A 24,378-nucleotide genomic window follows, 5' to 3' on the forward strand; every position below is an offset into this window, starting at 1 on the left:
ACAGAAGAACCGACCGCACGCACCAGCGGCCCGACGACACCACCGGGCGCACGACGGGGACGCTCACATGGATCTGGACACACTGCGCTTCGCCAACTTCTCCCTCCTCGACGACGCGGTGGAGGACTGGTCGAGGATCGTCACGCACCTCAAGACCCTCTCCGACGACGCCGAGAAGGGTCTGCACCAGGCGGCGAACAAGGCGAACTGGGCGGGCGAGAACCAGAAGGTGACCAAGGAGTTCATCGGCAAGACGGCCGGGGAGTTCACAGACGCGCACACCCAGGCGTCGTCCGTCCACGGGATCCTCAGCGACACGGCCGGCGAACTCAAGAGCTACCGCACGCAGCTCAACGACGCGATCGAGCGCGGCCTGAAGAAGAACCTGACGGTGCTGGACACGGGCAACGGCACGTTCACGGTGACGATGAACGTCCACCCGGACCGGGCGGCGGCCGGGCACACCCCGCCCGAGCACGACGAGAGCGACGTCACGGCGCTGCGCGACGAGGTGCAGGGCATCCTCAAGAAGGCGACGACGAGCGACACTTCGGCCAAGACGGTCCTCACGGCCCTCGCGGACCGCTCCAAGTACGGTTTCTCGGACGCGAGTTACGCGAACCGCGACGAGGCGGCGGACGCCCTGAAGGAGGCCGACGAACTCGCGGCGCTGGCGAAGAAGAGGCCGGAGGACCTGACCCCGGCGGACTTCGACAAGATCAACGCGGGCCTGAAGAAGTACGCGAACGACCCCCTGTTCGCCGAACGGTTCGCGACGGTCCTGGGCCCCGAGGGCGTCCTGGAGTTCTGGTCGGGCATCAACGACCCCCACGCGGCCGCCAGGCTGGGCCAGGCACGCCTCGACGACTACGACGACCTGCAACGCAACCTGGGCCTCACCCTGGCCGACGCCACGCAGAGCGACTCCGCCGCGATGACGTCGTGGAAGGGCAGGATGATCGCGCTGGGCGACCGGCGGATCGGCGGCGAGACGGGCCCCATGGGCTTCCAGGTGATGAGCAACCTGATGCGCACGGGTGACTACGACGACCAGTTCCTCAAGAGCTACGGCACCGCCCTGATGACCACGGAACGCAAACTCACCGGCAACGGCGAACACGCCAACCTGGCCTGGCAGCACATGGGCATGGACACCTACCTGAACCGCATCGGCGACGACAGCGGCGACGACCCCCTCACGGGCTACCTGAAGGGCCTCTCCAACAGCCCGGACGCGGCTACGGACTTCATGAACGAGCCCTTCGTCACGAAGGACGACAGTCCTTTCGAGGAGGACACGGACGGCAACGGCAAGAAGGGGAGGATCCCCCTCTCCAACTTCCAGTACCTCTTCGAGAAACGCGAATGGCCGGCGGAGACGAACATCCACGGCGACGCCCTCCACACGGGCCAGAACAACCTGGCCCTGGCCCTGGAAGCGGCGACCACGGGCCACCCGGCGGGCGAGATCCCGACCCTGGACACCCCGGCCCACAACGCGGGCCAGACGAGGCTGATGGAAAGCCTGGTCTCATCGATCAGCGACGACCCGGAACGCCTGACGAAGAACAGCTACATGTCGGACAGCATCGGCCAGATCGCATCGGAGTACCTGCCGGACATCAACAGGGCGACGACAAACGTGAGTCCGAACCCGAATTCCTACAGCTGGCAGCAGATCGAGCACCTTTTCCCGGTCTCCGGCTCCTCCGCCCAACTGGGTCACATGGACGTGACGCGCTTCCTGGTAGCTGTCGGACAGAATCCGGAAGCATACGCAGCCGTGGACGTGGGACAGAAGAAATACATGACCAACCTGATGGATTACCACCTGAATCCCGACCTGCCGGACGACCTGCGATACCACGGGAGCATGGAAAGCACCGTCACGGAGATCGCTCATCGCTCGGGGGTCGTGTCGGGAGAACTCGCCATCGGCCGGCAGGAAGCCGTCCTGGGACCCGCCAAGGAGAAGGACGGGGACTACGACCACGCGGTCTCCCAGTGGCAGAACGTCATCAACGGCGCCGTCGGCACGGGTATCGGCGTCGGCACGAGCTTCATCGCGTCGCCGGCGGTCGGCGCGGTCGCGGGTGGCGCCGCCGGCACAGTGAGCAGCGTCGTCATGGGCGAACTGTTCCAGGACGTCGAGGGTGACAACCTCTCCGGAGCCGGTCAGGATGCCGGATCCATCTGGGACACCAGCGCCCGCAAGGGCCAGGAGCTTGCTCAGACAGCGGCGACCGAAGCGGCACGCGCCCATCACGCGCCGTACCTGGACGACGTCAGCGAATGGGCCCGTCAGGGCTATTCCGCCGGAAGCTCCGAGGCCGACACCAGCGTGAACCGCATGGCCGACGACCTCACAACAGAAATTTCCTGACGGGACTATTGAAATGCTCGATGGAAAACTCCGTCCGTCGCTCCTGGGGACGGCCGTCCTGCTCTCGTTCGGCCTCATCACGACGGCGTGCTCGTCGAACTCCGACAAGGCTGAGAAGGAGTACACGGTCCCGTCCGCATGGTGCGGCTACCGCGTTCCCGCGAAGACGATGGAGCCGCTGCTGCCCGGGGGAAAGAAGATCACCACCAAAACGGACGACGCTCAGGGTCTTCTCCGGTGCGATGTCCTTGTCGACGGTGAAAAGGTCCTCTACCTGGGAGCGGAACGCCGCGCCGCTTCCACGGCACTCTCGGCGGGGAACGCCATGCTGGGTCCCGTCTCCAAGCTCACGGCCTCCGACGACCACTACGCCGGATCGGACAAGGCCGCGGTACAGCTTGTTCCCTGCCCCGTCGAAAGGAAGGACGGCCAGGAGGTCTTCGCCATCGTCAACGCGTGGGAAGGTTCCGGGGACGAGGCGGACGTGAAGAAGGCGGTCACGACGTACGCCAGGGCGGCGGCCGACTCCACGATCTGCACGGAGTTCGACTCGTGACGCGCCGGTGCGTGAACGCTTCCCGGTGAACCACGTGACCGTCCTCACCCCCGCCCCGCCTCCCGATGCGGGACACTGGACGTTTGGTCCCCGCCGCTCGTAGCCGGGGGCCCGTGCAATGCCGGAGTGAACCGGAGACAGGGGACGCAGGTGAATGGACCGCTCATCGTCCAGTCCGACAAGACCTTGCTGTTGGAGGTCGACCACGAGCAGGCCGACGCCTGCCGCCGTGCCATCGCCCCGTTCGCCGAGCTGGAACGGGCGCCGGAGCACATCCACACCTATCGGCTGACCCCGCTGGGCCTGTGGAACGCGCGGGCGGCCGGGCACGACGCCGAGCAGGTCGTCGACGCGCTCGTTCAGTACAGCCGCTACCCCGTGCCGCACGCGCTGCTCGTCGACATCGCCGAGACCATGGACCGCTACGGCCGGCTCTCCCTCGTCAAGCACCCCGCGCACGGTCTCGTGCTGTCCAGCACCGACCGCCCCGTCCTGGAGGAGGTGCTGCGCTCCAAGCGCGTCGCCCCCCTCGTCGGCGCGCGCCTCGACCCCGACACGGTCGCCGTGCACCCCTCGGAGCGCGGCCAGATCAAGCAGGTACTGCTCAAGCTCGGCTGGCCCGCCGAGGACCTCGCGGGCTACGTCGACGGCGAGGCGCACCCCATCGAGCTGCGCGAGGACGACTGGTCGCTGCGCCCGTACCAGAAGCAGGCCGTGGAGAACTTCTGGCACGGCGGCTCCGGCGTCGTCGTCCTGCCCTGCGGGGCCGGCAAGACGCTGGTCGGCGCGGGCGCCATGGCGCAGGCCGCGTCGACCACGCTGATCCTGGTCACCAACACCGTCTCCGCCCGCCAGTGGAAGCACGAGCTGATCAGGCGCACTTCACTCACCGAGGAGGAGATCGGCGAGTACAGCGGCACGAAGAAGGAGATCCGGCCGGTCACCATCGCCACGTACCAAGTGCTGACGACGCGCCGCAAGGGCGTGTACCCGCACCTGGAGCTGTTCGACTCCCGCGACTGGGGCCTGATCCTCTACGACGAGGTGCACCTGCTGCCCGCGCCCGTCTTCAAGTTCACCGCCGACCTCCAGGCCCGCCGCCGCCTCGGCCTGACCGCCACGCTGGTGCGCGAGGACGGCCGTGAGTCGGACGTCTTCTCCCTCATCGGCCCCAAGCGGTTCGACGCGCCCTGGAAGGAGATCGAGGCGCAGGGCTACATCGCGCCCGCCGACTGCGTCGAGGTCCGCGTCAACCTCACCGACTCCGAGCGCCTCGCCTACGCGACCGCCGAGGCCGAGGAGAAGTACCGCTTCTGCGCGACGACGGCCACCAAGCGCAAGGTGACCGAGGCACTGGTGCGACGGTTCGCCGGGCAGCAGATCCTCGTCATCGGCCAGTACATCGACCAGCTCGACGAGCTCGGCGAGCACCTCGACGCCCCGGTCATCAAGGGCGAGACGAGCAACGCGCAGCGCGAGAAGCTGTTCGACGCGTTCCGCCAGGGCGAGATCAACGTCCTGGTCGTGTCGAAGGTCGCGAACTTCTCCATCGACCTGCCGGAGGCCACCGTCGCCATCCAGGTCTCCGGGACGTTCGGGTCGCGGCAGGAAGAGGCCCAGCGTCTGGGCCGCGTGCTGCGCCCGAAGGCCGACGGCCACAAGGCGCACTTCTACTCCGTCGTCGCCCGCGACACGCTCGACCAGGACTTCGCGGCCCACCGCCAGCGCTTCCTGGCCGAGCAGGGGTACGCGTACCGCATCCTCGACGCGGACGACATCCTGACCGCCGAGAGCTGAGGCTCAGGACCGAGGGGCCGAGGGCCGCGAACCCGCCGTGCCGCCGCCGTGCCGCCGTCCCGGCACGGCGGCCCGCGGCCTCCGGTGCCCCGGCCCCGAATAACCGGTTGGCCTCCCCTCCGGCCACCGCCTAGACTCTCCGCTCTTGCCCGCCTCCCCCCGCGGAGTGCCGCCGTCCGGACGGAAACCGGTCGGCTCCGGAGGACCTCCGGCGTACCCACCCACGCCGTGCCAGCCACTCCGGCCGCATCCACCCCGTGCAGCATCACGCAGCAGGTCACCGGAGGCACCGCCTTGTCCACGCCGTCCGCCGATCCCACGTCCGCGCCCGGCGCGGCCCCCTCGTCCGCCGGCGCCGAGCCGCCGGACAACCCCCTTCTCCGCGAGCGCGCGCACCTCGCCTCGTCCCGGTCCGCGCTGCGGGCCATGCGCGAGGACGCGGAGTCCCTCAACATCCGTGACGTCACGGCGAACTGGGTCAACGCCGAGGTTCTCGCCCGGCAGATCGGGGAACGCATCAAGTCGCTCGCCGACCTCAGCGACACCCCGCTGTTCTTCGGCCGGCTCGACTACCTGCACGCACCCGGCGCACCCGCGGCGCACGAGCGGGGTGCGGCCCCCGAGCAGGGGTGGGAGACCGACGGCCGCTTCTACATCGGGCGGCGGCACGTGCACGACGCCGACGGCGACCCCATGGTCGTCGACTGGCGCGCGCCCGTGTCGCAGCCGTTCTACCGGGCGTCCAAGAAGGACCCGATGGACGTCGGGCTGCGCCGCCGTTTCGGCTACACCGGTGGCGACCTCACGGCGTACGAGGACGAGCACCTGTCCGACCCGGCCGAGGCGGCCACCACCAGCAAGCTGCTCCAGCGGGAGATCGAACGGCCCCGCGTCGGCCCCATGCGCGACATCGTGGCGACCATCCAGCCCGAGCAGGACGAGATCGTGCGCGGGGACCTGTCCGGCACGGTCTGCGTGCAGGGCGGTCCCGGCACCGGGAAGACGGCCGTCGGTCTGCACCGTGTCGCGTACCTGCTCTACGCGCACCGCGAGCGGCTCGCCCGTACCGGCACCCTGGTGATCGGGCCGAACCGTTCCTTCCTGCATTACATCGAGCAAGTGCTGCCCGCCCTGGGTGAGTTGGCGGTGCAGCAGGCGACCGTCGACGACCTGGTCGGCCACGTGGAGGTGCGCGGCAGGGACGACGCGGCGGCGGCGATCGTCAAGGGCGACGCCCGGATGGCGGAGGTGCTGCGGCGTGCGCTGCGCTCGCACGTCACGATGCCGACGGAACCGGTCGTCGTGGTCCGCGGTTCACGCCGCTGGCGGGTACCGGCGTACGAACTCGAAGTGCTGGTGCGGGAGTTGCTGGACCGCGACATCCGGTACGGGGCCGCCCGCGACGCCCTGCCGCAGCGCATCGCGCACGCCGTGCTGGTGCAGATGGAGCGGTCGGGCGAGGCGCCGGACGACCGCGTGCAGGACGCCGTGGCCCGCAACACCGCCGTGAAGGCCGCCGTGAAGGCCGTGTGGCCGCCGGTGGACCCGGCGAAGCTGGTCCTGCGGCTGCTCGGTGACGCCGACTTCCTCGCCGCCCACGCCGAGGGCCTGCTGACCGAGGACGAGCAGAAGACGATCCTCTGGGAGCGTCCGGCGCGCAGCGCGAAGTCCGCCAAGTGGTCCTCCGCGGACGCGGTGTTGATCGACGAGGCGACCGACCTGGTGCTCCGCACGCACTCCCTCGGTCATGTGGTGCTGGACGAGGCGCAGGACCTCTCCCCCATGCAGTACCGGGCGGTCGGCCGCCGCTGCACCACCGGTTCCGCGACCGTGCTCGGTGACCTCGCGCAGGGCACCACGCCCTGGGCGACCCGGAGTTGGGCCGAGGCGTTGGGCCATCTCGGGAAGGCGGACGGTGTCGTCGAGGAGCTGACGGCCGGTTTCCGTGTGCCGACGGACGTCATCACGTACGCGTCCAGGCTGCTGCCGTACATCGCCCCCGGGCTGGCGCCGGTGGCGTCCGTCCGCGAGAATCCCGGCTTCTTCGACGTGCGCGCCACGGCCGACGACGCCGCGGGGGATGCCGAAGTGGTGGCCGCCTGCGAGGAGTTGCTGCGCAACGAGGGCTCGACGGGGCTGATCGCCGCCGACGCCCGGGTCCCGGCGCTCGCCGAGGCCCTCGACGCGGCCGGGATCGGGTACCTCGCGCCGGGCGAGGAGACGACGCGGGAGACCCGTCTGACGCTGGTCCCCGCGTCCCTCGCCAAGGGCCTGGAGTACGACTACGTGGTACTGGACGAACCGCAGGCCGTGGTCGACGGCGAACCCGACGAGCGCACCGGTCTGCGCCGCCTGTACGTGGCGCTGACCCGAGCGGTCTCGGGCCTGATCGTCACGCACACGGCGCCGTTGCCGCCCCAACTCGGCTAGGCAGTAACGCTGTTGACGGGGACGGGGACGGGGACGACGAGAGGTCCGGGGTGCCGCGGCACCCCGGACCTCACGCTCCGTCCAGCACCGTCCGCCACTCGGCGACGGCCGTCTCCGTGACCGGGCCGGCCCAGCCCTCCGGGCGGGCCGCGCCGCCGATGTGGAAGGCGTCGATGCCGGCGTCGCGCAGGGCCCGCACGTGGTCGAGGCGCAGGCCGCCGCCGACCATGATCCGCTGCTCGTAGCCCGGTTCGCCGTTCCGGGCGGCCTCGGCCACCAGGACCGGTACGCCGCCGTCGACCCCGTCGGCCGAACCGGCGGTCAAGTAGGTGTCCAGGCCGGGCAGTTCGGCGACCTGCTTGCGCAGGGCGTCCCGGTCGGCGGCGCGGTCGATGGCCCGGTGGAACGTCCAGTGGCAGCCGTCCAGTTCGGCGACGACGCGCTCGACCGCGCACAGGTCGACACCGCCCACGGTGTCGAGGAAGCCGAGGACGAACTCGTCGGCGCCGGCCGAGCGCATGTCCCCGGCGGCCCGCACCAGGCGGTCGACGTCTCCGGCGGCGAACCCGTCGGCGAGGCGCAGCATCACGCGCAGCGGGATGTCGACGGCGGCGCGGATCCCGGCGAAGGTCCGGACCGGCGGGGTGAGCCCGTCGGCGTCCATGTCGCAGACGAGCTCAAGCCGGTCCGCGCCTCCCGCCTGGGCGGCGACCGCGTCCTGCGCGTCGAGCGCGATCACCTCCAGGACTGCACGCTTGCTCATGGGACCCCATTCAACGGCGGCTACAGGTCTAGTCCAATTTAGACTACGCGGGCCCGCCACGCCTCCATGGCTCGTCCCTCGGTCACACCCCCGAAACATCCGCGGCGACACACGGCGACATTCCCGGCAACCTCCGCGCCACCATCGACGACGCCACCGGGGCCGGCACCCGCAACCCACCGCCCCGGCACGGAAGAATGCCCCCATGGCCGAAGCCGAACCCACCGCCCGATCCGCCGCCCCGCACGCCGCCGAACCCGATCTCGCCGCCCTGCGGGCCCGCTGGACCCGGGCCCTCGACGCGAGCCGGGAGCCCGAGGGCCCCGACCCGGTCCCGTACGCCGACGACCTGCTCGCCCGCTGGCGCGAGCCGCAGCGGCACTACCACACGCTGACGCACCTCACCGCGGTCCTCGACCGCGTCGACGTCCTCCAGGCCCACGCGGCGGACCCGGACGCCGTCCGCCTCGCCGCCTGGTTCCACGACGCCGTCTACCGCCCGGACCGCTCCGAGAACGAGGAGCGCTCCGCCCGGCTCGCCGAACGTGCCCTGACCGAGGCCGGCGTGCCCGCCGCCACCACCGCCGAGGTCGCGCGGCTGGTGCGGCTGACCGTCACGCACGATCCGGCGGACGACGACCGCGACGGGCAGGTGCTGTGCGACGCCGACCTCGCGGTCCTCGCCGAACACCCCGCCGCCTACGCCGCGTACACGGCCGCCGTCCGCGAGGAGTACGCGTTCGTCCCCAACGACGCGTTCCGGGAAGGTCGTTCGGCGGTGCTGCGCCAACTCCTGGACCAGCCCGCCCTGTTCAGGACCCCGTACGGCCGGGAGCACTGGGAGGCGACCGCCCGCCACAACCTCGCCGCCGAACTGGACCTCCTGGCGGGCTGATCCCGTCGCGTCCCGGCGGACCGGCCGTCCCCCGCCGCAAATCCCCTCGCCTCCCCGTCGGTCCGACCCCTAGGGTGCGCACCATGCGTGAGATGGGGAGCGAGCAGGTACGGGCCGCCGTCGCGGAGGCCGTGGCGGTGCTGCGGACCGCGGTGGACCGGGACTGGGAGACGCCCCGGGCCGGGCGGCTGGAGTGGAACGTGCGGTACACCGCCGAGCACGTCGCCGGTGATCTCATCGCGTACGCAGGGCAGTTGACGAGCGGCGCCCAGCACGCCTACGTGCCCTTCGAGCTCACCCTCGACGAGGGCACCGGCAACGCGGACGTCCTCGACGTCGTCGAGGCCACCGGCGGACTGCTCGCCGCCGCCGTCGCGACCACACCGCCCGGGGTGCGGGCGTTCCACCCGTACCCGTTCCGCGCCGCCGACCGGGAGGGCTTCGCCGCGACCGGCGTCGCCGAAGTCCTCCTGCACACCCACGACATGGCCGTCGGTCTGGGCATCGCCTACGAACCGCCCGCCGAGCTGTGCGAGGACCTGCTCACCCGGATCTTCCCCCACGTCCGTCCCGGCCCCGCCCCCTGGCCGACCCTGCTGTGGGCCACCGGCCGCGGCGACCTGCCCGGCCGCGCGCCCGTCAGCGGGTGGCGCTGGTGCAACAACCCGGCCGTCCCCGCCGAACGCCTGACCCTCACCGGCGTCACCCCCGCCGCCGCCTACGACCTGCGGGCCGGCGGCGACGGCGGGTTCCGGTGGATCGAGGGCGGCCCCTTCGAGGGCACCCGGGAGGCCGCCGGGATGGTCGTCAAGGCGTACGAGAGCGGGGTGCACCGTCCGGAGTGGGGCATGTTCGTGCTCGTGCGGAACGACGACGGCCGCGCGCTCGGCGGCATCGGCTTCCACGGTGCCCCGGACGACGAGGGCCGCGCGGAGGTCGGCTACGACCTGGCGGTGAACGCCCGCGGCCACGGCTACGCCACGGAGGCGCTGCGCACCCTGGCCGCCTGGACGTTCGCCCGAGCCGCGGCCGCCGCCGACGCCGACACGCGCGTCACCGAACTGTTCGCCGTCATCGACCGGACCAACGTCGCGTCGCAGGGCGTGATCACCCGCGCGGGCTTCACGCCCGCCGGTGCGGAGGGCGCGGGCGGAACGGACGGCGGCGGGGAGACGACCACCGCGTACGTGCTGCGGCCGGACGGCGACCTGGTGTGAGGCGGGACACGGGCCGCGCCCGTCCTCATGTCCCGGCGGCCCCGGGCTCCCGCCCCGCCGGCGCCCCCTTGCGGCGGCGCAGCCCCGCCTCGTGCAGCAGGCGCACCACCTCGCGGCTGCGGACCTCGACCGCGCCCGCGCGGACCGCGTCCGCGTATCGGTGGGAGGGCACGTCGTAGTGGTCGCGCTCGAAGGCGCGGCGCGGGACGCCCAGGCCCTCGGCGAAGGTGTGCAGTTCGGCGTACGAGACGTCGCTGACCAGGTGGGACCAGAGGCGGCCGTGGCCCGGCCAGGACGGCGGGTCGATGTACACCGTCACGACGGTTCCGCCCCGCCCGGCGCCGTGCCGCCCGTCGCGCCCGCCAGCGAGCCCACGGCGGCGACCTTCACACCCGCCTTGTGGCAGACCCAGTAGGGGTCGGCGCCGAGTTCGGGTTCGACCTCCAGGGCGTGCGGCTCACCGACACCGCACACCGGGCACAGCGGCCAGCGCCCGTACCGCTCCAGCAGGGCGTCCTGCACGTCCTGCGCGACCAGACCGGCCACGTACTCCCGGCCCTCCGGCCACTGCTCGACCCACCAGCGGCGCTCGACGACGGAGTCCTCGACGAGCGAGACCACGTCCGGGTCGGCGACCTGCCCGGCGACCAGGTCGGCGAGCACGAGCGCGCGGGCCGCGTGGAGCGTCTGCTCCAGCGGGCTGATCGGGCTGATCGGGCCGCCCCGGTCCAGGGGGTCTCCCTGGGGTTCGTCCTCGGGCTCGCCCTGCGAGTCGTTCGCGTCCATGACCCCATTGTGCGCACTCTTGACCCCGGTACCGGTCCGAAAATATCTTTCAGAGGTGACCCAGGACGTGAAGGAAATTTTCCGCGGCGCGGGCCTCACCGGCGGGACGCCACCCGTTCCCGCCGCCCTCGCGGCCAAGGTGCGCACCCTGGCACCGTCCATGACCCGTTCCATGCAGCGCGTCGCCGAGGCGGTGGCCGCCGACCCGGCCGGCTGCGCCGCCCTCACCGTCACCGGGCTCGCGGAGCTGACCGGCACCAGCGAGGCGACCGTCGTGCGCACCGCCCGCCTCCTCGGCTACCCCGGCTACCGCGACCTGCGCCTGGCGCTCGCCGGCCTCGCTGCCCACCAGCAGTCCGGCCGCGCGCCCGCCATCACGACGGACATCGCGGTCGACGACCCGATCGCGGACGTCGTCGCCAAGCTCGCCTACGACGAGCAGCAGACCCTCGCCGACACCGCGGCGGGCCTGGACACCGTGCAGCTCGGCGCGGCCGTCGCCGCGCTCGCCGCGGCCCGGCGCACCGACGTGTACGGCATCGGCGCCTCCGGGCTGGTCGCCCAGGACCTCGTGCAGAAGCTGCTGCGCATCGGGCTGATAGCCCACGCGCCCAGCGACCCGCACCTGGCCGTCACCAACGCCGTGCAGCTGCGCGCGGGGGACGTGGCGATCGCGATCACCCACGGCGGTTCGACCGGCGACGTCATCGAACCGCTGCGGGTCGCCTTCGAACGCGGGGCCACGACGATCGCGGTGACCGGGCGCCCCGACGGGCCCGTCAGCCAGTACGCGGACCACGTCCTGACCACCTCCACGGCCCGCGAGAGCGAGCTGCGCCCCGCCGCGATGTCGTCCCGCACGAGTCAACTGCTCGTGGTGGACTGCCTGTTCGTCGGCGTGGCCCAGCGGACGTACGAGACGGCGGCACCCGCGCTGTCCGACTCCTACGAGGCGCTCGCGCACCGCCACACCCCCCGCGGCGGCCAGCGCCGCTGACCGCCCCGCCCGCTTCCCGACCACCACCGCACCCGCGTCCACCGGCGCGCCGCCGCACCACCCTCGTCCACCACCGCCCGAGCCACTTCGCGTTCACGTCCGCCGCCGGGGAATCCGCGGCCCGTCCGGGGGCCGGCCGCACGGTTCCGCGCGCCCGGACCGGGACGCGAGACCACTCCGCACGGAAAAGAGCCGCGTCCGCATGACCTCGACGTCCAACCACCGTGATCTGCGTACAGAGTTGGAGACCCTGACGACCGAGGCGTTCCGCCCCGAGCTCGCGGAGATCGACCGACTGCCCACCCTGGAGATCGCCCGGCTGATGAACGGCGAGGACACCACCGTCCCCGCCGCCGTCGCCGGGGAACTGCCGCGGATCGCCGCCGCGATCGACGCGGTCGCCGACCGCATGGCCCGCGGTGGCAGGCTCGTCTACGCGGGTGCCGGGACCGCCGGGCGCCTCGGCGTCCTCGACGCCTCCGAGTGCCCGCCCACCTTCAACACCGACCCGGCGCGGGTCGTCGGCCTCATCGCGGGCGGCCCCGGCGCGATGGTGACCTCGGTCGAGGGCGCCGAGGACTCGCGCGAGCTCGCCCGCGCCGACCTCGACGCGCTGGCCCTGACCGCCGACGACGCGGTGGTCGGCATCTCGGCCTCCGGCCGCACCCCGTACGCGATCGGCGCCGTGGAGCACGCCCGCTCGCTCGGCGCGCTGACCGTCGGCCTCGCGTGCAACCCCCGAAGCGCGCTGGCCGCCGCCGCGGAGCACGGCATCGAGGTCGTCGTGGGGGCCGAACTGGTCACCGGTTCCACCCGGTTGAAGGCCGGCACGGCCCAGAAGCTGGTGCTCAACATGATCTCGACGATCACCATGATCCGGCTGGGCAAGACGTACGGGAACCTGATGGTGGACGTGCGCGCCTCGAACGAGAAGCTGCGCGCCCGCTCCCGCCGCATCGTCGCACTCGCCACCGGCGCGGCGGACGACGAGATCGAACGGGCGCTCACCGCGACCGACGGCGAGGTGAAGAACGCCATCCTGATGATCCTCGCCGAGGTCGACGGGCCCACGGCAGGCCGCCTTCTGGAGGAGTCCGGCGGCCACCTGCGCGCCGCGCTGGCCGCGGCACCCCGCTGACCAGCACGCTCGGGGGGTGCGCAACGACCCCGAACCCCCCGCCCGGCCCGACGACCGAACGGCCGCCGCCCGGACCACCGCCGCCGCGATCCTCCAGCACGTCGGGGGCGCGGCGAACGTCACGTCCGTCGCCCACTGCATGACCCGGCTGCGCCTGGGCCTCGCCGACCGTGACCTGGTCGACGAGGCCGGGCTGCGGGCGCTGCCGGGCGTCCTCGGCACGGTCGACGACGACACGTACCAGATCGTGCTGGGCCCCGGCGCGGTCAACCGCGTGACGCGCGAGGTGGAGGCGCTGCTGCCACCGCCGACGGAGCCCGACACGGCCGCGGAACTGGCCGCCCGCGGGGCGGAGTTGAAGGCGGAGCAGCGCCGCCGCAACGCGACCCCCGGCAAGCTCCTGCTGCGCCGGATCGCGAACATCTTCGTCCCGCTCATCCCGGCCCTGGTCGGCTGCGGCATGCTCGCGGGCCTCAACGGGCTGCTGGGCAACCTGGGTTGGCTGCCGTCCGTGACACCGGCCCTCGCCGCGATCGCGTCGGGGTTCATGGCGCTGATCGCGGTGTTCGTCGGCCTCAACACGGCGAAGGAGTTCGGCGGCACGCCGGTCCTCGGCGGGGCGGTCGCGGCCGTCGTGGTCTACCCGGGCGTCGCGAAGGTCACCGCGTTCGGCGTCGCGCTCGCCCCCGGCCAGGGCGGCGTCCTGGGCGCGCTGGCCGCGGCCCTGCTCGGCACGTACGTCGAACGCTGGTGCCGCACCTGGGTCCCGCCCACCCTGGACGTCCTCCTCACCCCCGCCCTCACCGTCCTGGTGTCCGGCCTGGTCACGCTGTACGGCCTGATGTACGTGGCCGGCGAGGTCTCGGCGGCGATCGGCACGGCGGCGAACTGGCTGCTGACGACGACGGGCGCGCTGGCCGGCCTGATCCTGGGCGGCCTGTTCCTCCCCCTGGTGATGCTGGGCCTGCACCAGGCCCTGATCCCCATCCACACCACCCTCATCGAGCAGAACGGCTACACGGTCCTGCTGCCCGTCCTCGCGATGGCGGGCGCGGGCCAGGTCGGCGCGGCACTCGCGGTGTACGTCCGCATGCGCCACGACGCGACCCTGCGCACGACCATCAAGTCGGCACTCCCGGCGGGCCTGTTGGGCGTCGGCGAACCACTCATCTACGGCGTCTCCCTCCCCCTGGGCCGCCCGTTCCTCACGGCGTGCGTGGGCGGGGCGGCGGGCGGCGCGTTCGTCGGCTTCTTCTCGATGCTCGGCGACACGGTCGGCTCGACGGCGATCGGCCCGTCGGGCTGGGCCCTGTTCCCGCTCCTCGCGGGCAGCGGCGGCCTCGGGGTGACGGCGGCGGTCTACGCGGGCGGACTGCTGACGGGGTACGGGGTGGGGTTCGGGGCGACGTACTTCTTCGGCCTGACGGGCGTCGTCCCCGAACCGGCCGCGGCAGCGACGGCCCCGGCTCCCCCACCGGAACCGGACGCGGAGGGAACGGCGACCCCCGCCGGGTGACGGGATCATGGCCGAAGCCACGTCACGGCAGCCGCGGCTCCCGGTTGAGTCGGCGCACCCGCTCCCGGAGCACGTCCCCCGGCGGGGCAGGTGCCGCCTCGCCGGGCGGGCAGTCCCACTCGCGGCCCCCGCCGACCGGCCGCAACTGCACCCGGCCGCCCTCCCTGCCCATCACCTCACCGATCCGCCCGTCCCGCGCGTCCACGGCGTAGCGGCCCAACTCGGAAGCTTCGAAGCCCTCGTTCACTCCCGTTCCTCCCGCGCGGCACGAGCGCCCAGCGCGGCCACCAGCCGGTCCGCCGTGCCCACGTTGCAGCTGCCGAGGTCGACCAGGGTGTAGCCGGGGCCGCGCACGGCCGTCACCGGATCGACCCGGAGGGACGGCAGCACGATGCCCACTTCCGCGAGTGCCGTCCGCAGCCGCGCCACGGCGCCCTCCGCGTCCGGCACCCGCTCCGGCGCCCGCTCACTCTCCGTCTGCCTCATCCGCGTCTCCTTCCACTGTGCGTATCACTGTTCCTCACACAGCGTGGCGAAAACCCCTCTAACCTGGCCAGGGAGGAAGACCCAACAACAGCACCTGTGTAACGGGGAGTTGTCGTGCCAGGACCGAAGAACCTCGACCCGTCCTCGTCGCCGCGCGCCCTCCTCGGCGCGGAGTTGCGGCACGCACGCGAAAAGGCGGGCCTGAGCCAGGAGGAGTTGGGCGTACGGCTGTTCGTCAGCGGTTCGTTCATCGGGCAGTTGGAGGCGGGGACGCGGCGCATACAGCCGGAGCTGGCCAGGATGCTGGACGAAGTCCTGGGCACGGAGACGTTCTTCACCCGGAACTGCGACGCGGTGGGGAGGTCGAAGTACCCGGACCACTTCGCGGAAGCAGCCGAGGCGGAGGCCCGAGCGAGTGAGATTCGCCAGTACGCGACCCTTCTGATCCCTGGGCTGCTCCAGACCGAGGCATACGCGGAGGCCGTGTTCCGCGCCTATCGGCCGGCCGCGCCGGCCATCGACGTCCCGAGCCTGGTGGCGGCGCGCATGGAAAGGACCCGGCTGCTCGACGATCCAACGACGCCGTTGTTGTGGGCCGTTCTGGACGAGGCGGTGGTGCGCCGCCCCGTCGGCGGACCGGCAGTGATGTCGGCGGCTCTGTCACACGTGGCGGAGCTCGCCCGGCGTGGCCGGATCGTCCTGCACGTGCTGCCGTTCAGCCTGGGAGGCCATGCCGCGATGGACGGGCCCCTGAAACTGATGGAGTTCACCGACGCGCCGCCGCTGTCCTTCGTCGAAACCCCACACGTGGGAGCCCTTCTGGACGACCCGGCAACCGTGCGCCAACAAACCCGCATGTTCAACCTGCTTCTTGGTGAGGCTCTGCCTTCATCGGCCTCTCTGGCCTTGATCGAGTCGTTGGCGCAGAATTATCGGCATGGAGACCCGCAACTCGGCTCTGACTGAGATCTCGTGGCGCAAGTCCACCTACAGCGGTGGCCAGGGTGGCGACTGCCTCGAAGTCGCCGACCACCACCCCGGCACCGTCCCCGTCCGGGACTCCAAGGTCCCCGACGGCCCCAACCTCGCCTTCCGGCACAGCACTTGGACCGCCTTCGTCGACGGAGTCAAGCGCAGCTGAGCGGACGTCAGCCCGCTCCCCCCGGCCCGAACCGCTCCACCACCCGCCGGGAAGCCTCCACGTCCAGTTCGTAGACCACCTCGTGCGCCCTCGGGTCCGGTGCGTGGAAGGTGTGGAACATCGGGCTCGACGGGCCGCCCAGGTCGACCAGCGTCGCCGACGCGCCCCGTACCGCGCGTTCCGCGCCCGGGACCGTCGTCAGGTCGATGCGGTTGACGACGCCCGGGGTCACCCACACCGGGGTTCCCTCCAGCAGGCCGAAGAGCTGGAGGTGGAAGTGGCCGGTCAGGACCACCCGCACGTCCGTGCCGCGGATCGCGTCCGCCAGGTCGGCCGGGTTCCACAGGCCGAACGCCTTCTGCGACGGCACGTCCAGCGTCACCGGCGGGTGGTGGAATGCCAGCACCGTGCCGTTGACCGACGGGGTGGCCAACACCGCGCGCAGCCAGTCCAGTTGGAGCGGGGTCAGCACGCCGTGGACATGGCCCGGCACCAGCGAGTCCAGGGTGACGAAGCGGTACCCGTCGATCGTGCTCACCGCCGCGCGTTCGCCCTCCGGCGAGTCGAGGACCGACTCCGCGCGGTCGGTGCCGTCCACCGCGAGGTGCCCGCTGCCCAGCACCTTGGCGAACGCCTGCCGTTCGTCGTGGTTGCCGGTGGTCAGCAGCAGCGGCACGTCCCGCTCGCGCGCGAACGCGCCGACCAGGTCGCGGACGACCGTGTACGCCTCCGCCGAACCGTCGTCGGCCACGTCCCCCGTGACCAGCACCGCGTCCACGTCCCGCCGGTGCTCCAGCGCGTCGAGCATCAGGCGCAGGGACGCCGTCGGGTCGACGCCGTGGCGGTTCGGGCCCGGGGCTCGCTGGATGTGCGTGTCCGAGAGCTGGAGTATCCGCATTCCCGGCACGCTAGCGGGAGTTGGGGCGCGGACGACAGAGGGCCGGGAGCGGGTGACCCTGCTCCCGGCCCTCAACTGCCCACTCAGCTCAGCGACTTCAGCGAGGCCGCGTCGTAGGGGGCCAGCTCGTCGAAGCGGCCCGCGAGGACCTTCGCCGCCCACTCGGGGTCCTGGAGCAGCGCCCGGCCCACCGCGACCATGTCGAACTCGTCGCGCTCCAGGCGGTCGAGGAGGTCGTCGATGCCCCGCGTCGAGGCGCCCTCGCCCTGGAACGCCTTCTGGAAGTCGCCGTCCAGGCCGACCGAGCCGACCGTGATGACGGGCCGGCCCGTCAGCTTCTTCGTCCAGCCGGCGAGGTTGAGGTCGGAGCCGTCGAACTCCGGCTGCCAGTACCGGCGGGTGGACGCGTGGAAGGCGTCGACTCCGGCCGCGGCGATCGGGGCGAGGATCGCCTCCAGCTCCTGCGGGGTCTGGGCGAGGCGGGCGTCGTACTTCGTCTGCTTCCACTGCGAGAAGCGGAACAGGATCGGGAAGTCGGGGGACACGGTGGCACGGATCGCGGCGACGATCTCCGCCGCGAACTTCGTGCGGGCCACCGGGTCGCCGCCGTACGCGTCCGTGCGGCGGTTGGTGCCCTCCCACAGGAACTGGTCGAGCAGGTAGCCGTGGGCGCCGTGCACCTCGACGCCGTCGAAGCCGATCCGCTCGGCCGCCGCCGCGGCCTCGGCGAACGCGCCGATCACGTCGTCCACGTCGCGCTGCGTCATCGTCTCGCCGACGGTCTTCGCACCGTCCGCGCTCAGGCCCGACGGGCCGACGGACGGGGCGTCCGCGAACGGCGGGCTGCCCGCCCGGCGCACGGTGCCGATGTGCCAGAGCTGCGGGACGATCCGCCCGCCCGCGGCGTGCACGCCCTCGGCGACCTTCGCCCAGCCGGCGAGCTGGTCCGCGCCGTGGAACCGCGGCACGCTGTCGCTCTCCCCCGCCGAATCGTGACCGACGTACGTGCCCTCGGTGACGATCAGGCCCACCCCGGCCGCGGCACGGCGGGAGTAGTACGAGACGACGTCCTCGCCCGGGACGCCGCCCGGCGAGAACTGACGGGTCATCGGCGCCATGGCGATGCGGTTGCGGACGGTCAGGCCGCCCAGGGACAGCGGACGGGACAGGATCCCGGCCGCCCTGGAGGCGGACTCGGCGGGGGCGGAGACGGTCATGTGGGGACTCCTGGGAAAACTCGGTCGACCGGTACGGGCGTGCGCCGCGGTCGCGGGTGCACGGGACACGGTGGGACCGCCCGGTATGTGCACACGCATGGACCGCGTAGGGGCGACAACCGGTGCGGTCGCCGCCTCATTCCGGCGTCCTCCGAGAAACACCTCACAGCCGGCCGCGGAAAACGCCCGAGGGCGGCACCCCTGTCGCCAGGGGTGCCGCCCTCGGAACCGCACGTGCTGCGGATGTACCGCCGAACCGAACCGGGCTCCGCGGAGCCCGGGTTCAGGCTCAGAAGTCCATGTCACCGCCCGGCATGCCGCCCGGAGCGGCCGCGGCGGCCTTCTCCGGCTTGTCGGCGATGACGGCCTCGGTGGTCAGGAAGAGCGCGGCGATGGAGGCGGCGTTCTGCAGCGCAGAGCGGGTCACCTTCGCCGGGTCGATGATGCCTTCCTTGACCAGGTCGACGTACTCGCCGGTCGCGGCGTTCAGGCCGTGGCCCGGGGTCAGGTTGCGCACCTTCTCCACCACGACACCGCCTTCGAGGCCGGCGTTGACGGCGATCTGCTTCAGCGGGGCCTCAAGGGCGAGCTTGACCGCCTGAGCGCCGGTCGCCTCGTCACCCTCCAGCTCCAGCTTCTCGAAGACCGCGGAGGCCTGGAGCAGGGCCACGCCGCCACCGGCGACGATGCCCTCCTCGACGGCCGCCTTCGCGTTGCGAACGGCGTCCTCGATGCGGTGCTTGCGCTCCTTGAGCTCGACCTCGGTGGCGGCACCGGCCTTGATGACGGCCACGCCGCCGGCCAGCTTCGCCAGGCGCTCCTGGAGCTTCTCGCGGTCGTAGTCCGAGTCGCTGTTCTCGATCTCGGCACGGATCTGGTTGACCCGGCCGGCGACCTGGTCGGCGGAGCCGGCACCGTCGACGATGGTGGTCTCGTCCTTGGTGATGACGACCTTGCGAGCGCGGCCCAGGAGGTCCAGGGTCGCGTTCTCCAGCTTGAGGCCGACCTCCTCGGAGATGACCTCGCCGCCCGTGAGGATGGCGATGTCGCCGAGCATGGCCTTGCGACGGTCACCGAAGCCCGGGGCCTTGACGGCGACGGACTTGAAGGTGCCGCGAATCTTGTTGACGACCAGGGTCGACAGGGCCTCGCCCTCGACGTCCTCGGCGATGATCAGCAGGGGCTTGCCCGACTGCATGACCTTCTCCAGCAGCGGGAGCAGGTCCTTGACCGAGGAGATCTTGGAGTTCGCGATCAGGATGTAGGGGTCCTCCAGGGAGGACTCCATGCGCTCCATGTCGGTCGCGAAGTACGCCGAGATGTAGCCCTTGTCGAAGCGCATGCCCTCGGTGAGTTCCAGCTCCAGACCGAAGGTCTGGGACTCCTCGACGGTGATGACGCCTTCCTTGCCGACCTTGTCCATCGCCTCGGCGATGAGCTCGCCGATCTGCGTGTCGGCGGCGGAGATGGAGGCGGTGGAGGCGATCTGCTCCTTGGTCTCGACCTCCTTGGCCTGGTCGAGCAGCGCGGCGGAGACGGCCTCGACGGCCTTCTCGATACCGCGCTTGAGGGCCATGGGGTTGGCGCCGGCGGCTACGTTCCGCAGGCCTTCCTTGACCAGGGCCTGCGCCAGAACGGTCGCGGTGGTCGTACCGTCACCGGCGACGTCGTCCGTCTTCTTGGCGACTTCCTTGACCAGCTCGGCGCCGATCTTCTCGTACGGGTCCTCGAGTTCGATCTCCTTGGCGATGGAGACACCATCGTTGGTGATCGTGGGGGCGCCCCACTTCTTCTCGAGGACGACGTTGCGGCCCTTGGGGCCGAGCGTCACCTTCACGGCGTCCGCGAGCTGGTTCATGCCGCGCTCGAGGCCGCGCCGTGCCTCCTCGTCGAACGCGATGATCTTGGCCATGTGAAGTGGTCCTCCCAGGACTGGGGTGGATTGCTCCGGACCGCGCCCGCGCCCGCGACGGACGGCCTCGGCATGTGGTTCCTTGCCCCACCTGCCGCAGCCTCACCGACTCGGTCCTCGTTGTCACTCTCACCCTCAGAGTGCTAACGCCAATGATTAGCACTCGACCCCCGAGAGTGCAAGCGACCCCGGGATGCGGAGGCAGTCCCTCCGGTGTCCGGCGGTGCCGCGCGGACGGGGCGAGGGGGGCGGAGGGGGCGCCGCGCACGCCGAAGGGCCCGTCCCCCACGTATGGGATACGGGCCCCTCGAATTAAAGAAGAAGAACGTCGCCTGCGATTGGCCGCGCGTTTCAGGCGCTGACGCGAACCATGTCGGCCTGCGGGCCCTTCTGACCCTGCGAGATCTCGAACTCGACTCGCTGGCCTTCTTCCAGGGTGCGGTAGCCGTCCATCTGAATCGCGCTGTAGTGGACGAATACATCCGCACCACCGTCGACCGCGATGAAGCCGTACCCCTTCTCCGCGTTGAACCACTTGACGGTGCCCTGAGCCATGCCTAACTCCCCTATTACTGGCCCTTGCACAGATCCGCACTTCGCGAATCCGGGTCAGACCTCACCCCCCACGCTGGGGGCGTGCGCCGGAACGCGTCGACCGCGGCTGAATGTATCCGCACCACTGCCGTCTGCAACAGGTCAATCGGACGAGAATTCTGGGCACGACCGGTCGGGAATATACCCAGAAGTCGACGAAATTCAGGGCAAGTCGGGCCCTATAAAAGGAATAGAAGGCGCAAAAGAACCACACAGTTTGGCTACTTCTCGTCGCCCCGCGAGCGCGAATTCAAGGGCGCCTGTCCGAGCAAGCCGCAACTGGTTCCCCAACTGTACCGCGCTCAACCAAGCAGAATCGCCCCCTCCGTTTCCTGGCCGGAGAGGGCGATTCGTTGAACGCTCGGTAATCGACGCTACCGAAGGTAATTGCCGGGGCGGTCAGCCGCCCGCGACGGCCGGGATGATCGAGACGCCGGCGCCCTCGGGCGTCGCGGTGTCGAGGCCCTGCTCGAAGCGGACGTCGTCGTCGTTCACGTACACGTTGACGAAGCGGCGCAGCTTGCCCTGGTCGTCCAGGACGCGGGCGGCGATGCCGGCGTGGTTCTTCTCCAGGTCCGCGATGACCTCGCCGAGGCTGGCGCCCTCGGCCGGGACCTCGGCCTTGCCGCCCGTGTAGGTACGCAGAATGGTCGGGATGCGAACGGTCACGCTCATGCGAGGCCAGCCTCTCGGAAGGAGTCCAGGTTGGGACGGATCGTCGCGGTGAGGCCGGTGCCGGCGACCGCGTCGAGCGTCTTGAGGCCGTCGCCGGTGTTCAGCACGACGGTGGTCAGGGTGGGGTCGAGCGCGCCGCTCTCGATGAGCTTGCGGGTGACGCCGACGGTCACGCCGCCCGCGGTCTCCGCGAAGATGCCCTCGGTACGGGCGAGCAGCTTGATGGCGTCCACGATCTGCGGGTCGGTCACGTCCTCCACGGCGCCGCCGGTGCGGCGGGCGATGTCGAGGACGTAGGGGCCGTCGGCGGGGTTGCCGATGGCGAGCGACTTGGCGATGGTGTCGGGCTTCTGCGGGCGCACCACGTCGTGGCCCGCCTTGTACGCGGCGGACACCGGCGAGCAGCCCTCGGCCTGGGCGCCGAAGATCTTGTACGGACGGTCCTCGACGAGGCCGAGCTCGATCAGCTCCCGCAGCCCCTTGTCGATCTTCGTGAGCTGCGAGCCCGAGGCGATCGGGACGACGAGCTGGTCCGGCAGCCGCCAGCCGAGCTGCTCGCAGATCTCGTACGCGAGGGTCTTGGAGCCCTCCGCGTAGTACGGGCGGAGGTTGACGTTGACGAAGCCCCAGCCCTCGCCGGCCGGGTCGCCGATCAGCTCGGAGCAGAAGCGGTTCACGTCGTCGTAGTTGCCCTCGATGCCGACGAGCTCGCCGCCGTAGACGGCGGCCATGACGACCTTGCCCTGCTCCAGGTCGTGCGGGATGAACACGCAGCTGCGCAGTCCGGCGCGCGCGGCGGCGGCGCCGACCGCGCCCGCCAGGTTGCCGGTGGAGGAGCAGGAGAGGGTGGTGAAGCCGAAGGCGCGGGCCGCTTCGAGGGCCTGGGCGACGACGCGGTCCTTGAAGGAGTGCGTCGGGTTGCCGGAGTCGTCCTTGACGAACAGGCCGCCGGTGATGCCCAGTTCGGCGGCGAGGCGGTCGGCCTTGACCAGCTTGGTCCAGCCGGGGTTGATGTTGGGCTTGTCGGCCACGTCGGCGGGGACGGGCAGCAGCGGCGCGTAGCGCCAGATGTTCGCGGGGCCCGCTTCGATGCGCTTGCGCAGTTCCTCGGTGTCGTACGCCGAGAAGTCGTAGGCGATCTCCAGCGGGCCGAAACACTCCTCGCAGGCGAAGACCGGACCGAGCGGGACGCGGTGGCCGCACTCGCGGCAGGACAGCGCGGCGGCGGGGCCGAGATCGACCGATCCGGCGGCTTGGGAGGTGTTTGCGGCGGTCTGCACAGCCATGGAGGGGAGGCCCTTTCTCCTCATCTTCCTCACGGCGCACTTCGCCGTGAGACGGATTTGGCACCTTCCCGAGCCGGGAGCCTCGCCGCGCGTACGCACGAGAACCGACTGGAGGGTTGCCGGGGCTTCAACGGGCCGTGTCCCTCTGCCCCTCTGGATGAGCGGTATTCGGTTGTGGGTGCGGGCGGCCTACGACATGCGATGGTCATCCGCGTTGTTCAAGACTGTAACCGAAGGCCAGGACAGTTGAGATAGCCGTCCGCACCGCGAGATGGATCACACCCGGAGACGGGGCGGGCGGTCCGGTCCGAACGAGCCGGATCCACGAAGATCCAGTAGGGACATTCCGGAGGGTTCTCCCGACCGCGTCCCGTGTCCCGCATCCCGCGCCTGTCGCACTTACGTGAGGAGCCGCCGTGCTGGAAGAAACCGAGCGCTGGCTGAGCACACGCTCCTGGTCCGTGACCGATCGCCCGCTCCACAAGATCCTCGCCGCGAAACGCGCCTCGGGTTCGACGGTCAGCGTCGTGCTGCCCGCGCTGAACGAGGAGGCGACGGTCGGTGACATCGTCGCCGTGATCCGTCACGACCTCATGCAGCAGGTCCCGCTGGTCGACGAGATAGTCGTCGTCGACTCCGGGTCCACCGACCGCACCTCCGAGGTGGCCGCCGCGGCCGGCGCCCGGGTCGTGCACCGCGACGACATCCTGCCGCGCATCCCGACCGTGCCGGGCAAGGGCGAGGTGCTGTGGCGCTCGCTGCTCGCCACCGGCGGCGACATCGTGTGCTTCGTCGACGCCGACCTCAAGGAGTTCTCCAGCGACTTCGTCACGGGCATCGTGGGCCCCCTGCTCACCGACCCGGACGTGGACCTGGTGAAGGCGATGTACGACCGTCCGCTGGGCGGTGCGGCCGGCCAGGGCGGCCGGGTCACCGAGCTGATGGCGCGCCCGCTGCTGAACATGCACTGGCCGCAGCTCGCCGGGTTCGTGCAGCCGCTCGGCGGCGAGTACGCGGCCCGCCGCTCGCTGCTCGAACAGCTCCCGTTCCCGGTCGGGTACGGCGTGGAGCTGGGCATGCTGGTCGACGCGCTGCACCTGGTGGGCCTCGACGCCCTCGCCCAGGTCGACGTCGGGGTGCGCAAGCACCGGCACCAGGACGGGCAGGCGCTGGGCCGCATGGCCGCCGCGATCTACCGCACCGCGCAGCTCCGGCTGGCCCGCGGGCACCTGATCCGGCCCGCCCTCACGCAGTTCGAGCGGGGGGCGGGCGGTTTCGAGCCGCGGACGTACTCCGTGGACACCGAGGAGCGCCCGCCGATGGCCGAGATCGCCGAATACACCGCCCGCAAGGTCGCGTGACGTCCGTACGCCGCGGGGACCGACCCCCGCGGCGTACGGACGTCGACGGCCGGGCGGGCCCCGACGGGAAACCTCGGCGTGGCCGCCGGTGCGCGGTACGCGCGGGCCGCCGGCGTCCGGTGCGCGCGCACCGGACGCCGCCTCCCGTCCGGCCGCGCGGCCCGGTACGCGCGTACCGGCCGGAAACCTGCGGGCGGTCACGGTGACACGCCCGACCCGTGCGGAAATCCGGCCGAAAGCAGTCGGAAAGCGGCACGAAAGCGGACAGGGAGTGACCGACTCCGCCGGTTGTATACGGACTGGCCGCTTCCATCACGGCATGTCCGTACG

Annotated in this window: 23 protein-coding genes and 1 riboswitch; of the genes, 12 read left to right on the plus strand and 11 right to left on the minus strand. The window is 71.4% G+C overall.

Going from position 1 to position 24,378, the window contains the following annotated elements; all coding sequences use genetic code 11:
- Positions 1-67: 67 nt before the first annotated feature.
- The 4 genes from ACFZA0_RS13315 to ACFZA0_RS13330 all read left to right on the plus strand — a co-directional run bounded on the left by ACFZA0_RS13315 (position 68) and on the right by ACFZA0_RS13330 (position 7,166).
- A complete protein-coding gene (locus tag ACFZA0_RS13315; RefSeq protein ID WP_391014984.1) occupies positions 68-2,383 on the plus strand; it encodes a hypothetical protein in 2,316 nt (771 codons plus the stop codon).
- A 13-nt stretch (positions 2,384-2,396) separates the two neighbouring features.
- On the plus strand, positions 2,397-2,939 hold the full coding sequence (locus ACFZA0_RS13320; RefSeq protein WP_391014986.1) for a hypothetical protein: 543 nt from the start codon (positions 2,397-2,399) through the stop codon (positions 2,937-2,939).
- 150 nt (positions 2,940-3,089) lie between these two features.
- Positions 3,090-4,736: a DNA repair helicase XPB gene (locus ACFZA0_RS13325; protein WP_391014989.1), complete on the plus strand. Its 1,647-nt coding sequence runs from the start codon at positions 3,090-3,092 to the stop codon at positions 4,734-4,736.
- A 294-nt stretch (positions 4,737-5,030) separates the two neighbouring features.
- Positions 5,031-7,166 (plus strand): ATP-binding domain-containing protein, encoded by a 2,136-nt coding sequence (locus ACFZA0_RS13330; protein ID WP_391015371.1) that lies wholly within the window; start codon positions 5,031-5,033, stop codon positions 7,164-7,166.
- Positions 7,167-7,236: 70 nt separating this feature from the next.
- Here the strand turns inward: ACFZA0_RS13330 and ACFZA0_RS13335 are convergent, their stop codons facing one another.
- Entirely contained in the window at positions 7,237-7,929 is a 693-nt protein-coding gene (locus tag ACFZA0_RS13335) for a copper homeostasis protein CutC (RefSeq protein ID WP_391014992.1), read from the minus strand.
- 205 nt (positions 7,930-8,134) lie between these two features.
- Between ACFZA0_RS13335 and ACFZA0_RS13340 the strand changes: the two genes are divergently transcribed.
- A complete protein-coding gene (locus ACFZA0_RS13340) occupies positions 8,135-8,824 on the plus strand; it encodes a hypothetical protein (RefSeq protein WP_391014995.1) in 690 nt (229 codons plus the stop codon).
- An 83-nt stretch (positions 8,825-8,907) separates the two neighbouring features.
- Positions 8,908-10,041, plus strand: coding sequence for a GNAT family N-acetyltransferase (locus tag ACFZA0_RS13345; protein WP_391014997.1), 1,134 nt, complete (start codon positions 8,908-8,910; stop codon positions 10,039-10,041).
- Positions 10,042-10,066: 25 nt separating this feature from the next.
- On the opposite strand, the gene ACFZA0_RS13350 is transcribed toward ACFZA0_RS13345, so the two are convergent.
- Positions 10,067-10,360, minus strand: a complete 294-nt coding sequence (locus tag ACFZA0_RS13350; protein ID WP_391015000.1) for a DUF4031 domain-containing protein — start codon at positions 10,358-10,360, stop codon at positions 10,067-10,069.
- Positions 10,357-10,755: a hypothetical protein gene (locus ACFZA0_RS13355; protein ID WP_391015374.1), complete on the minus strand. Its 399-nt coding sequence runs from the start codon at positions 10,753-10,755 to the stop codon at positions 10,357-10,359. Before ACFZA0_RS13355 ends, ACFZA0_RS13350 begins: the two co-directional genes overlap by 4 nt.
- Before the next feature lie 127 nt (positions 10,756-10,882).
- Here ACFZA0_RS13355 and ACFZA0_RS13360 point away from each other — a divergent pair, with 127 nt between their 5' ends.
- The 3 genes from ACFZA0_RS13360 (at position 10,883) to ACFZA0_RS13370 (ending at position 14,478) form a co-directional block, all read left to right on the plus strand.
- Positions 10,883-11,824, plus strand: coding sequence for an SIS domain-containing protein (locus tag ACFZA0_RS13360; RefSeq protein WP_391015002.1), 942 nt, complete (start codon positions 10,883-10,885; stop codon positions 11,822-11,824).
- 202 nt (positions 11,825-12,026) lie between these two features.
- Entirely contained in the window at positions 12,027-12,962 is a 936-nt protein-coding gene (gene murQ, locus ACFZA0_RS13365; RefSeq protein ID WP_391015005.1) for an N-acetylmuramic acid 6-phosphate etherase, read from the plus strand.
- Positions 12,963-12,978: 16 nt separating this feature from the next.
- A complete protein-coding gene (locus ACFZA0_RS13370) occupies positions 12,979-14,478 on the plus strand; it encodes a PTS transporter subunit EIIC (RefSeq protein ID WP_391015008.1) in 1,500 nt (499 codons plus the stop codon).
- A 22-nt stretch (positions 14,479-14,500) separates the two neighbouring features.
- Here the strand turns inward: ACFZA0_RS13370 and ACFZA0_RS13375 are convergent, their stop codons facing one another.
- Both ACFZA0_RS13375 and ACFZA0_RS13380 read right to left on the minus strand, forming a co-directional pair.
- A complete protein-coding gene (locus ACFZA0_RS13375; protein ID WP_391015011.1) occupies positions 14,501-14,725 on the minus strand; it encodes a hypothetical protein in 225 nt (74 codons plus the stop codon).
- The gene (locus ACFZA0_RS13380) at positions 14,722-14,964 is read right to left on the minus strand and encodes a hypothetical protein (RefSeq protein WP_391015013.1); all 243 of its coding nucleotides are present in this window, start codon (positions 14,962-14,964) and stop codon (positions 14,722-14,724) included. The genes ACFZA0_RS13375 and ACFZA0_RS13380 overlap by 4 nt, the downstream gene beginning before the upstream one ends.
- 114 nt (positions 14,965-15,078) lie before the next feature.
- Here ACFZA0_RS13380 and ACFZA0_RS13385 point away from each other — a divergent pair, with 114 nt between their 5' ends.
- Both ACFZA0_RS13385 and ACFZA0_RS13390 read left to right on the plus strand, forming a co-directional pair.
- On the plus strand, positions 15,079-15,930 hold the full coding sequence (locus tag ACFZA0_RS13385) for a Scr1 family TA system antitoxin-like transcriptional regulator (RefSeq protein WP_391015016.1): 852 nt from the start codon (positions 15,079-15,081) through the stop codon (positions 15,928-15,930).
- Positions 15,902-16,105 carry a DUF397 domain-containing protein gene (locus ACFZA0_RS13390; protein WP_391015019.1) on the plus strand — a complete coding sequence of 68 codons (204 nt, stop codon included), beginning with the start codon at positions 15,902-15,904 and terminating at the stop codon, positions 16,103-16,105. Before ACFZA0_RS13385 ends, ACFZA0_RS13390 begins: the two co-directional genes overlap by 29 nt.
- A gap of 7 nt (positions 16,106-16,112) precedes the next feature.
- On the opposite strand, the gene ACFZA0_RS13395 is transcribed toward ACFZA0_RS13390, so the two are convergent.
- From ACFZA0_RS13395 to thrC, 6 genes are all read right to left on the minus strand, one after another.
- The gene (locus tag ACFZA0_RS13395; RefSeq protein WP_391015022.1) at positions 16,113-17,003 is read right to left on the minus strand and encodes a metallophosphoesterase; all 891 of its coding nucleotides are present in this window, start codon (positions 17,001-17,003) and stop codon (positions 16,113-16,115) included.
- Positions 17,004-17,086: 83 nt separating this feature from the next.
- Positions 17,087-18,220: an NADH:flavin oxidoreductase gene (locus tag ACFZA0_RS13400; RefSeq protein WP_391015024.1), complete on the minus strand. Its 1,134-nt coding sequence runs from the start codon at positions 18,218-18,220 to the stop codon at positions 17,087-17,089.
- Between the two features lie 289 nt (positions 18,221-18,509).
- On the minus strand, positions 18,510-20,132 hold the full coding sequence (groL, locus tag ACFZA0_RS13405) for a chaperonin GroEL (protein ID WP_391015026.1): 1,623 nt from the start codon (positions 20,130-20,132) through the stop codon (positions 18,510-18,512).
- 351 nt (positions 20,133-20,483) lie between these two features.
- Positions 20,484-20,687: a cold-shock protein gene (locus ACFZA0_RS13410; RefSeq protein ID WP_010035953.1), complete on the minus strand. Its 204-nt coding sequence runs from the start codon at positions 20,685-20,687 to the stop codon at positions 20,484-20,486.
- A 438-nt stretch (positions 20,688-21,125) separates the two neighbouring features.
- Positions 21,126-21,401, minus strand: coding sequence for a MoaD/ThiS family protein (locus ACFZA0_RS13415; RefSeq protein ID WP_391015029.1), 276 nt, complete (start codon positions 21,399-21,401; stop codon positions 21,126-21,128).
- Positions 21,398-22,687 (minus strand): threonine synthase, encoded by a 1,290-nt coding sequence (gene thrC, locus ACFZA0_RS13420; protein WP_391015032.1) that lies wholly within the window; start codon positions 22,685-22,687, stop codon positions 21,398-21,400. The genes ACFZA0_RS13415 and thrC overlap by 4 nt, the downstream gene beginning before the upstream one ends.
- Positions 22,688-22,704: 17 nt before the next feature.
- Positions 22,705-22,851, minus strand: a riboswitch (SAM riboswitch).
- 252 nt (positions 22,852-23,103) lie between these two features.
- Here thrC and ACFZA0_RS13425 point away from each other — a divergent pair.
- The gene (locus ACFZA0_RS13425; protein ID WP_391015035.1) at positions 23,104-24,048 is read left to right on the plus strand and encodes a glucosyl-3-phosphoglycerate synthase; all 945 of its coding nucleotides are present in this window, start codon (positions 23,104-23,106) and stop codon (positions 24,046-24,048) included.
- Positions 24,049-24,378: the final 330 nt, after the last annotated feature.

Source organism: Streptomyces sp. NPDC008150 (assembly GCF_042956945.1).
Classification (GTDB): domain Bacteria; phylum Actinomycetota; class Actinomycetes; order Streptomycetales; family Streptomycetaceae; genus Streptomyces.